This window comes from Nitratidesulfovibrio sp. D1 (assembly GCF_051133415.1).
Classification (GTDB): Bacteria; Desulfobacterota; Desulfovibrionia; order Desulfovibrionales; family Desulfovibrionaceae; genus Cupidesulfovibrio.
Map to the genome: position 1 here is coordinate 215,976 of NZ_JBPGNZ010000006.1, position 10,472 is coordinate 226,447.

General features: G+C 70.7%; 10 protein-coding genes. All 10 read right to left on the minus strand.

Annotated elements, in window-relative coordinates; all coding sequences use genetic code 11:
• Window positions 1-49: 49 nt before the first annotated feature.
• On the minus strand, window positions 50-1,081 hold the full coding sequence (gene fmt, locus ACR4XJ_RS13915) for a methionyl-tRNA formyltransferase (RefSeq protein ID WP_434755777.1): 1,032 nt from the start codon (window positions 1,079-1,081) through the stop codon (window positions 50-52).
• A gap of 37 nt (window positions 1,082-1,118) precedes the next feature.
• Complete coding sequence (def, locus tag ACR4XJ_RS13920; RefSeq protein ID WP_434755760.1) at window positions 1,119-1,670, minus strand: peptide deformylase; 552 nt, start codon at window positions 1,668-1,670, stop codon at window positions 1,119-1,121.
• Between the two features lie 150 nt (window positions 1,671-1,820).
• Complete coding sequence (aspS, locus tag ACR4XJ_RS13925) at window positions 1,821-3,671, minus strand: aspartate--tRNA ligase (RefSeq protein ID WP_434755761.1); 1,851 nt, start codon at window positions 3,669-3,671, stop codon at window positions 1,821-1,823.
• Window positions 3,672-3,760: 89 nt separating this feature from the next.
• Window positions 3,761-5,044 (minus strand): histidine--tRNA ligase, encoded by a 1,284-nt coding sequence (hisS, locus tag ACR4XJ_RS13930; protein ID WP_434755762.1) that lies wholly within the window; start codon window positions 5,042-5,044, stop codon window positions 3,761-3,763.
• A 150-nt stretch (window positions 5,045-5,194) separates the two neighbouring features.
• Window positions 5,195-5,998: an ABC transporter ATP-binding protein gene (locus tag ACR4XJ_RS13935; protein WP_434755763.1), complete on the minus strand. Its 804-nt coding sequence runs from the start codon at window positions 5,996-5,998 to the stop codon at window positions 5,195-5,197.
• Complete coding sequence (locus ACR4XJ_RS13940) at window positions 5,995-6,798, minus strand: ABC transporter permease (RefSeq protein ID WP_434755764.1); 804 nt, start codon at window positions 6,796-6,798, stop codon at window positions 5,995-5,997. Before ACR4XJ_RS13940 ends, ACR4XJ_RS13935 begins: the two co-directional genes overlap by 4 nt.
• Before the next feature lie 19 nt (window positions 6,799-6,817).
• Entirely contained in the window at window positions 6,818-7,855 is a 1,038-nt protein-coding gene (locus ACR4XJ_RS13945) for an ABC transporter substrate-binding protein (RefSeq protein WP_434755765.1), read from the minus strand.
• 47 nt (window positions 7,856-7,902) lie between these two features.
• The gene (locus ACR4XJ_RS13950) at window positions 7,903-8,997 is read right to left on the minus strand and encodes a radical SAM protein (protein WP_434755766.1); all 1,095 of its coding nucleotides are present in this window, start codon (window positions 8,995-8,997) and stop codon (window positions 7,903-7,905) included.
• Complete coding sequence (locus ACR4XJ_RS13955) at window positions 8,987-9,430, minus strand: PadR family transcriptional regulator (protein ID WP_434755767.1); 444 nt, start codon at window positions 9,428-9,430, stop codon at window positions 8,987-8,989. The genes ACR4XJ_RS13950 and ACR4XJ_RS13955 overlap by 11 nt, the downstream gene beginning before the upstream one ends.
• A gap of 80 nt (window positions 9,431-9,510) precedes the next feature.
• A complete protein-coding gene (locus tag ACR4XJ_RS13960) occupies window positions 9,511-10,317 on the minus strand; it encodes a class I SAM-dependent methyltransferase (RefSeq protein ID WP_434755768.1) in 807 nt (268 codons plus the stop codon).
• Window positions 10,318-10,472: the final 155 nt, after the last annotated feature.

Consider the following 10,472-nt stretch of genomic DNA (forward strand, 5'->3'; position numbering starts at 1 on the left):
GGAGCCAGGGGGAGCCGGGGGGGGCCAGAGGGTCCGCCTTCCGTCCGTGCTATTCGCACACGGCCAGGCCGCCGTCGCATTCGCAGGCGTTCAGGTACCCGCACAGAAAGGCGCGGGCGTCCATGGGCTTGCGGTCCGCCGGGCGGATGGAGTCCACCAGGTACAGCCGGTCGGCGCAGGCGATGGCCAGTCGTTCGTCCACCAGCCCGACTATGGTGCCAGGGGTACCGGGGGCGCCGGGTGCCGCGGCCGCGTGGTCCACGCAATCCGGGGCAGCCCCGTCACCGGACAGCGCCGGGCCGATGCGGCCGGGGCCGAGGGAGACGCGCAGGTCCTTCTGGCCTTCCCGCAGGATGGTGCAGTACGCGCCGGGCCACGGGGTCACCCCGCGAATGTGCGCGTGCACCTGCGCGGCCGGGCGGTTCCAGTCGATGAGCCCGTCGGCCTTGGTCAGCTTGGCCGCGTAGGTGGCCCGCTCGTGGTCCTGCGGAATGGTCACGGCCGTGCCCGCCGCCAGCTTGCCCAGCGCCTCGACGAGCAGCCTGCCGCCAAGCTCGGCCAACTGGTCGTGCAGGTCTCCGGCGGTGTCGTCGATGCCGATGCCCATGGCCTTCTGCAGCAGCATGGGGCCGGTATCCAGGCTGGCCTCCATGCGCATGATGGTCACCCCGGTCACGGCATCCCCGGCCATGACGGCCCGCTGGATGGGCGCGGCCCCGCGCAGGCGCGGCAGGAGCGAAGCGTGCACGTTGACGGGGCCAAGGCGGGGAATGTCCAGCACCGACTGCGGCAATATCAGCCCGTAGGCGGCCACCACCAGCACGTCGGGCCGCAGCGACCGCAATTCCGCAACGGCTTCTTCGGTCTTGAAATTCAGGGGCTGGTACACCGGCACGCCGTGTTCCAGCGCCAGCAGCTTCACCTCGGGCGGGCGGCACTGCTGGCCGCGCCCGCAGGGGCGGTCCGGCTGGGTGTACGCGGCCACCACCTCGCAGCCGTCCCACTCCAGCAGGTGGCGCAGGATCACGGCGGCAAAGCCCGGCGTGCCCATGAACACCACGCGCAGGGGCGGGCGCGGCATCTCCGCATGGCCGTGCATGGCGTCTTCCCCGCTCATGTCAGCGCCCCCCGGCCTGCGATCTGGCCGCCGTGGGCATGGGCTGGGGCGAGCGCTTCTGCATCTTCTTCACCCGCGAATCGTACAGGGTGCGCTTCAGCCTGCTGATGTGGTCGATGAACAGGGTGCCCTTCAGGTGGTCCACCTCGTGTTGCAGGCACACGGCCAGCAGGCCGTCGGCGTCCATGCACACCTCGTTGCCGTCCAGGTCGCGCGCGGTCAGGCGCACCGTGTCGCTGCGGGTGACCGTGGCGCGGTAGCCGCCGGGCACGGACAGGCAGCCTTCCTCCGACTCGATCTTCTCGCCGGTCAGTTCCAGCCGGGGGTTCACGAAGGTCATGAGCGCCTCGCGCTTTTCCGGGCCGGACACGTCCACCACGATGAGGCGGCAGTGCTCGCCCACCTGGGGCGCGGCAAGGCCGATGCCGTCCTGCCGGTACATGGTCTCGGCCATGTCCGCGGCAAGCTGGCGGATTTCGTCGGTGATCTCGGTGATGTCCTCGCATTCGACGGCAAGGCGCGGATCGGGATATTGCAGCACTTCTCGGATCATGTGCGGTCCTGTGATGTGGGCGGTTGCTACGGTCACCCTACGGTAAGCACGCCGCGCGGGCAAGGAAAGGGCGGGAAACAGGGGGCGAAGCGACGGGGGAGGAAGGCGCGCGGCCTTCCTCCCCCGTGCGGAGCAGTCGATGTGTGGGGCCTAGTCCTGCGGAGTGTCCTTGGTGGGCGTGGCGTCCTTGCCCGTTTCGCGCAGGCGCAGGCCCAGGTCGCGCAACTGGCGGGCGGAGACGGTGTCCGGGGCCTGGGTGAGCAGGCAGGTGGCCTTCTGCGTCTTGGGGAAGGCGATGACGTCGCGGATGGACGACGACCCGGTCAGCAGCATGGCCAGACGGTCCATGCCGAAGGCGATGCCGCCGTGCGGCGGCGCGCCCATTTCCAGCGCCTGGATCAGGAACCCGAACTGCGCCTCGGCCTCTTCCGGCGAGAAGCCGAGAGCCGCGAACATGCGGCGCTGTTTTTCCGCCGTGTGGTTGCGGATGGACCCGCCGCCCAACTCGTAGCCGTTCAGCACCATGTCGTAGGCGCGGGCGCGGGCCGCCGCCGGGTTCTCGACCATGACGTCCATGTGGCCGTCCCTGGGCGAGGTGAACGGGTGGTGGCAGGCCACGTAGCGCTTTTCTTCCTCGTCGTATTCGAACAACGGGAAGTCGGTCACCCACAGGAAGTTGAAGGCGTTCTCGTCGATGAGGCCGAGGTGCTCGCCAAGGCGCACGCGCAGGTTGCCCAACGCCGCGTTGACCATGCCCGGCGCGCCCGCCTGGAAGAACACGATGTCGCCCGTTTCAAGGCCCAGGGCGTCCTTCAGCCCGGCGCGTTCCGCGTCGGACAGGAACTTGGCGATGGGCGACTGCCATTCGTCGGGGCGGATCTTGATCCAGGCCAGGCCCTGCGCGCCGTAGATCTTCACGAACTCGGTGAATTCGTCGATCTCCTTGCGGGTCATGGTTTCGCCGCCGGGCACGCGCATGGCCTTGACCAGTTCCGCCGTGGCGAACAGCTTGAAGTTGGAGCCGCGCACGATGTGCGTGACGTCCAGCAGTTCCAGGCCGAAGCGGGTGTCCGGCTTGTCCACGCCGTAGCGGGCCATGGCGTCGTCATAGCTCATGCGCGGGAAGGGGGTGGCGACCTCGCGCCCCAGCGCGTCGCGGAACACGCGGGCCATGAGGCCCTCGGCCATGGCCATCACCTGCTCCTCGTCCACGAAGCTCATCTCGATGTCGATCTGGGTGAACTCCAACTGGCGGTCGGCGCGCATGTCCTCGTCGCGGAAGCAGCGCACGATCTGGTAGTAGCGCTCCATGCCCGACATCATCAGCAGCTGTTTGAACAGCTGCGGCGACTGCGGCAGGGCGTAGAACTGGCCCTGGTTCAGGCGGCTGGGCACCAGGAAGTCGCGCGCCCCTTCCGGCGTGGACTTGGTGAGGTAGGGCGTCTCGATTTCGAGAAAGCCCAACTCGTCCAGGTAGCGGCGGGTGGCCTGCGCGGCCTTGTGGCGCACGATGAAGTTGTTGGCCATGCGCGGGCGGCGCAGGTCCAGGTAGCGGTACTGCAGGCGCAGGTTTTCGCTGGCCTCGGTGCGGTCCTCGATGACGAAGGCGGGCGTTTTGGAGGTGTTCAGCAGCTTCCACTCGGAAACGTACACCTCGATCTCGCCGGTCTTCATGCCGGGGTTGGTCATGCCCTCGGGCCGGGGACGCACCGTGCCGCGAATGGCCAGCACGTATTCCGAGCGGATGATGTGCGCGCGCTCGTGCGCCGCGGGATTGACGTCGGGACTGAACACGATCTGGGTAAGGCCCTGGCGGTCGCGCAGGTCCACGAAAATGAGGCCGCCGTGGTCGCGGCGGTACTGCACCCAGCCCATCAGGCAGACGTCGGCCCCGGTGTCGGCGGCGGTGAGGGAGGCGCAGTCGTGGCTGCGCACCCAGTCGCCCAGGGGTTCGATGTACTGCTGGTGTTCCTGTTGGACGTCAAGTTTCTGGTCGCTCATGAACGGTTCCTTTGGATGTTTCCCGAGGATGACAAGTCGGAAAGGGCAAAAAGGGCGGAAAGGGTATCGGGGGCGCCGTCGGCCGGTGGCTACACGGCAGCCACGGCCTCACCCTGCGGCACGCTGCGCTGCTCGCCGCTGTCCATGTCCTTGACGACCACGGTGCCAGCGGCCAGTTCGTCGCCGCCCAGCAGCAGGGCCACGCGCGCGCCGGTGCGCCCGGCCTGGCGCATCTGGCCCTTGATGCCGCGCGCCGCAAAGGACACCTCGCCCGCCTTGCCCGCCGCGCGCAGTTCCTGGGCCAGCAGCATGGCCGCGTCCGCAGCCGCCGGGTCCAGCACGGCGATGTAGAAGTCGGGCCGCTTCTTCTCCAGCGCGGGCATCATCAGCGCAAGGCGCTCCATGCCGCAGGCAAAGCCCACGCCGGGCACGTCCGGGCCGCCCAGTTGGGCGACAAGGCCGTCATACCGCCCGCCGCCCGCCACCGACGACTGCGCGCCGATGGAGCCGGACACCACCTCGAAGGTGGTGCGGTTGTAGTAGTCCAGCCCGCGCACCAGGCGCGGGGTGAGCACGTAGTCCAGGCGCGCGGCGTCGAACACGCGGAGCACCGTATCGAAGTGGGTGCGGCATTCCGGGCAGTTGTGGTCGATGATGCGCGGCGCGTCGGCGGTCAGCTCGCGGCAGGTGGGCACCTTGCAGTCCAGCACCCGCAGCGGGTTGGTGTCGATGCGGCGGCGGCAGTCCTCGCACAGGGATTCGCGGTCGATGGAATCCAGAAAGTCGCGCAGCGCGGCCCGGTACACCGGGCGGCATTCACGGCAGCCCAGCGAGTTCACCTGCAACGAAAGGTCGGTCAGCCCCAGTTCGCGCAGAAAGGTCATGAGCATCAGCACCAGTTCGGCGTCGGCCTGCGGCTCCTGCGGGCCAAGGCATTCGCAGTTGATCTGGTGGAACTGGCGCATGCGGCCCTTTTGCGGGCGCTCGTAGCGGAACATGGGGCCGGTGGTGAACAGCTTGGACACCGGCTCCTGGGCGTGGCGGCCCGCTTCGATGAAGGCGCGCATGACGCCCGCCGTGGCCTCGGGGCGCAGGGTCAGCGAGCGGCCCTTGCGGTCCGGGAAGGTGTACATTTCCTTCTGCACCACGTCGGTCTCGGTGCCGATGGAACGGCAGAACAGTTCGGTGCGCTCCAGCAGCGGGGTGCGCAGTTCGGTGTAGCCGTAGCGGCTGAACACCTCGCGCGCGGTGTTCTCCATGAAGGTGAACACGTCGCTGTCAGGGCTGAACATATCGGCGAACCCCTTGATGGTGCTCACCTTGTCGCCCGTGATCTTGGGGGCGGCGGTCTTGTCGGAATTGTTGGTGCTCATGGCTCGCTTCCGGATGCAGGCGTGCGCGGCAGGGGGCGTGCGGACTTCACGCCGCGCCCCGCCGGTGCGGAAACAGCCATGGATAGTCCAATGGGCGGGTATTGTCAAAATCGTAGAATATCACGCGCGAGGGAAGGCGCGGGGCGTCCGTCAGGCATGCCGGCGCAGGATGTCCCGCAGGGCGTCGCAGGTTTCGCTGCGGCGCGCTTCCGGCCCCCGCACGCGCGGGGACGGCGGATGCACGCGGGCCACGATGCCCGCGCCGCCCCGGTGGACGGGGGCGTCACCGCCGCCCGTGTCCCCCGCGTTTCCGGGCCGGCCCATCACCGCCACGGTGTCGGCGAGAAACGCGGCCTCGGCCACGTCGTGGGTGACGAAGACGATGGTGACGCCGGTGGCCGCGTGCAAGTCCACCAACACGTCGTGCATCTGGTCGCGGGTCATGGCGTCCAGCGCGGCGAAGGGTTCGTCCATCAGCAGCACCTTGGGCCGCACCGCCAGCGCGCGGACCAGCGCCACCCGCTGGCGCATGCCGCCGGAAAGCGCGGCGGGCAGTTGCCCCCCGCACCCCGCAAGGCCCACCATGTCCAGCATGCCGTCGGCGGTCCGGCGGGCTTCGGCCGCGCCCGTTCCCGCGGCGCGCAGCCCGAGTTCGACGTTTTCCCGCGCGGTCAGCCACGGAAACAGGGCGTCCTCCTGGAACACCACGGCCCGTTCAGGGCCGGGCGCGGCGCATGGCCTGCCCTCCAGCAGCACCCGCCCCGCGTCGGGCGGCACGAACCCGGCAAGGATGTTCAGCAACGTGCTCTTGCCGCATCCGCTGGGACCCAGCAGGGCCAGCACTTCGCCCCGGCGCAGCGACAGGCCGACGCCGGAAAGCACGGCGCGGGGTGCGCCGCGCTCGTCGGGGAAGGACTTGGCGACGCCTTCCGCCATGAACAGGGGGGACGTCACGGCAGGCGCGCGCTTTTGAAGGCAAGCCGCAGAACCTGCGCCAGCAGCGCGTCGCACAGCACGCCCAGCGCGGAAAGGATGAGGATGCCCGCCATGATCATGTCCACCCGGCCCGCCAGCCGGGCGTCCATGACCATGGCCCCGACGCCGTCGGGCACGCCCGTCAGTTCGCCCAGCACCAGATAGGCGAAGCCCAGCCCCAGCCCCAGCCGCAACCCGGTGCGGATGTGCGGCATGGCCGCTGGCATGACCACCCGCAGGAAGATGCCCGCCGGGGAAAGCCCCAGCATGGCCCCGGCGCGCACCAGCACGGGCGGCACGCCCGCCGTGCCCGCCGCCGTGTTGAGGTAGACGGGAAAGAACGCGGCCAGCGCCACCAGGAACACCGTGGCGCGCAGGCCGATGCCGAACCATACCAGCACCAGGGGCAGCCAGCAGATTCCCGGCACCGCGCGCAGTCCGTCGATGGCCGGGGCCACGGCGCGCCGCAGCAGGGGCAGGCGGCCCGAGGCCACGCCCAGGGGCAGCCCGGCGGCCACGGCCAGCGCGAAGCCGCAGCCCACCCGGAACAGGCTGGCGGTCACGTCCCCCGCGAATCTTCCTCTGTAGGGGCTGCCGTCGGCGGGACCCAGCACGTAGCCGTGCAGCGCGGCCAGCACATCGCCGGGCGAGGGCAGCAGATAGGCGGCGACCATGCCCGTGGCCGACGCCGACCACCACAGCAACAGCATTGCGGACGGCACGAGCAGGGGCAACACCCGGAAGGCCGCCGCATGGGCGGCATGTCGCTGTGCGGGCACGGTGCGTCCTCCCGTGGCGCTAGGGCCGGGCCAGCCCGGCGCGCACGGCGTCCACGAACCGCCGGTCCACCAGCGCGGCATAGTCCGGCTCCCTGTCGATCATGCCCAGTTCCTTCATCCGCGCGCCCAGTACGGCCAGCCTGCGGACAAAGGCGTCGTCCATGTCCCAGGCCAGTTCCATGTTCGGCGCGGCGGCGTCCAGCACGGCCCTGTCGGTGCCGAAGCGCGTGGCGGCCTCCGTCAGCCACAGGTTCTTGTCCGCCCGCAGCCGTTCGGTGGCGCGGGCATGGGCCGCCACCAGCGCGGTCACCAGGTCGGGCCGCTGCTCCGCCGTGTCCGTCCGGACGATGAGCCCCGCGTTGATGGGGCCGATGGCGTCGTCGAAGTACGGGTAGGCCAGGATTTCGCCGTAGCCCTGCAACACGGCCTGCGTGGGCAGCGGTTCGCCGGACAGGAAGGCGTCGATGTCGCCCTTGGCGAGGGCGATGCCCATGTCGAAGAAATCGACGCGCATCAGGGTCACGTCCCTGCCGGGGACCAGCCCGGCGCGGGTCAGGGCCTCGCGCAGCAGGATTTCGTGCATGGTGCCGGGCACGTAGCCCACGCGTCCGCCCCGCAGCCCGGCCACGGAGGTGACGCCCCCGCCCTTGCGGACCACGAGCGCCGAGCACTTCTCGCACAGGGCGGCCACCAGCCGCACCGGTTCGCCCCGCGCGGCGGCCTGGATGGCCAGGGCCAGCGTGGTGCCGGTCATGTCCAGGCTGCCCGCCAGCAGGGCGGCCTTCTGGTCGCCGGGGTTGGTGAAGGACAGCACCTCCACCCCGCGTGGGGGCAGCCGTTCTGCCGCAAGACCGGCGTACAGGAAGGGCTGGATGGTCTGCGCGGTCTTCCACGTGCCCACCCGCGCCGGGCCGTCGCCTTCCGCGCGGACGGCAAGGGGGGCGGCCAGCAGCCCGAACAGGAGCGCTCCGGCCAGAAGCAGCACCGCCCGCAGGGCCATGCCGTTGTGCATGCCCCGCCACATGATGGGGCGGCGTGCCGTTGCGTGTGGCGTCATGTGCTGTCCTCCTGTGGTGGTCGTTCCGGCGTATGCCGTCGTGGGGGTCATCCGACGCGGTACCCGGCGGCGCGGAGCATGGCCGCCGCGTCGTCGAGGGAAAAGGAACGCCATGCCGCGTGCGCCCGCTGCGTGTCGCGGGGGATGGCCCCGTGCTCCACCACCAGCACGTTGGCGCCGGATTCGGCCAGCAGCGCGTGGGGCGGGTGGGCGCAGATGGCCGGGACGCGCGGCTCCGCCACCAGCCGGGCCACGGCGGTGAGTTGGGCGTGGCGTTCCGGCGTGACGGCTCCCAGCCCGTGCTTGGGCGTGCCGGGCACGGGCACGCGGGCCATGGCCCCCAGCACGTCCGCCCCGGCGCACTTGTGCAGGAACAACGCCCGGGCGATTTCGCGGGCATCGTGTTCCGGCCCCGCCGGGTCGGCCAGCGCCGCCAGCGCGAGCCCGCCCGCCATGGCCGCGTGCATGGTGCGCAGGCGCACGGCCGGGGCGATGCCGGTGTCCATGCCTTCGCGCAGGCGCAGGGCGTGGTAGATCATGCGAAAGCCCGCGCCGTGCAGCCGCCGGGCCGTGTCCTCCCGGAAATCACCAACGTTGGCCACCAGCCGGGCATGGCGCAGCGGCATGACCCGGCGGGCGATTTCCGCCAGGTCGTCCAGGGGGAACAGGTCGGTGGTGCGCAGCACGATGTAGCCCACGCCGGGCACGTCGTGGGCGCGGATGGCGGCCACGGCCTCGTCCCCGGCCAGCCGCCACGGCGTTCCGGCCAGTCCCCACCGTTCGCCGAACGAGCAGAAGGCGCAGCTTCTGGGGCAGGGCGCGCCGTCCATGCCGATGGCGAACCAGATGTGGCCCCGGCCGCCGGTCCAGCGCAACCCCGCCCGGTGGGCGGCGCGGCGCAGGCGCAGGGCATCCGGACTGTCCGGGGGCAGGGAAAGCAGGCGCACGGCGTCGTCGAACGTGCAGTGGCCGTGCGCGGTGCGGCGCAGGATGGCGGAGATATTCTCGCGGCGTGTTCCGGCGGGGGACGGCAGGGAAGCGCCGCGACGGTTTGCGCGGGCGCGGTGCGTGGCAGGCGGGCGGTGCCGGTCCGGACGGCGTGGCGCGTCGCGGCTCACGTCATGGCGCACATCAGGGTTCACGGTGCGGCTCCGGGATGGCGGGTCGTTCCGGCGCCGTGCGGAATGGCCCGGCTTCAGGCGTGAACGCCGACGGGTCCCGCGCCGTTCCGGCCATGTCCAGCAGTTGCGCGATGGCGTCCCGATAGGCGGTCAGGGTGGCCTTCCAGCGGGAAAGGCAGGCCTGCCCGGTGAGGGTGATGGCGTACCTGCGCTTGGCCGGTCCGCGTCCGGGAGTGTCCCACGCGCCCAGCACGAGCCCCTCGTCCTCCATCTCGCGCAGGGCGCGGTACAGCCCTGCCGCGTCCGGCGGCTGGCCATGGAAGAGCGCCAGACCTTCGCAGCGCTTGCGCAGTTCGTAGCCGTGCAAGGGCTCGCGCGCCAGCAGGGTCAGCATGGCGGGCCGCACCAGCTTGGACAGGGTCTTGCCCGTACAGGGACAATCGATGAAGTCCACTAGCAGACCTCCTCATATAGTGTGCCCACCATGGAGGAATGCCGCGCCACTGTCAATGCGGCGGGTGGAACCGGACCGGATCAGTCCGCGTGCTTCTGGCGGCAGGAGTACCCGTCCGTGGCGGTCTGGCGGCCGGGGGTGATGCGCGAGACGGCGGCCTTGCCCGTGCGCAGCATCAGCGGGGTGACCGGCATGCGGCGGCCGAAGTCCATGCGCATGGCCACGTACGCCCCGAACGGCGACAGGCTGATCCAGCCGTTCAGGGCTTCGAACAGCCGCGATTCGCGCCAGGTGCAGGCCGGGCCGTGCAGCACCGAGCGCATGGTGATGGAGCAGGCCACCCCCGTGCGGCGCACCAGTCCGTACATGGACGGCACGCTGAACCAGCGCGCCTGCCGCAGCAGGGAGCCGCGCAGGCCCGGCACCGGCAGGCCGTGGGTGGGATAGTAGGGCGAGAGCCGGTTCAGGAAGCCCACCAGCACCCCGCGCGAGGCCACCCGGAACGCCTCGGCCAGGGCCGCCGCCGGGTCGGGCATGAATTCCAGGCTGGTCAGCAGGGCCACGTAGTCGAAGGCGTCGTCGTCGAAGGGCAGGTGGTCGGCCACGCCCAGGTGAAAGTCCGCCCGGCAGTTCATGCGCTCACGCGCGGCCTCCAGCATGGCCTCGCTGCTGTCCAGCCCCGTGACGTCGAACCCCGCCCCCCAGAACGATTCCAGGAACACCCCAGGGCCGCAGCCCACCTCCAGCAGGGTGTGCCCGCGCCGGGGCCAGCCCGACACCAGATGGTGCAGCAGCCGCTGCTCGTGCCGCACGGCAAACGCCCCCTTGGGCGTCTCCAGCCACTGGATGTAGCGCCGAACCGTGTCCGCATCCCACCGTTCCGTCATGCTTCGCCCCGCGCCGTCGGCCGTCAGAGTTTGCACGCAGCATACGCCAAGAGCCCGTCCGGGAAAAGGGCGGAGTGTTCCGGGGGCGGCGGTGGGGAGGAAGAAGGAACCGGGGGCGGGGGGAGAAACTTTTTGGAAAAAGTTTCTCCCCCCGC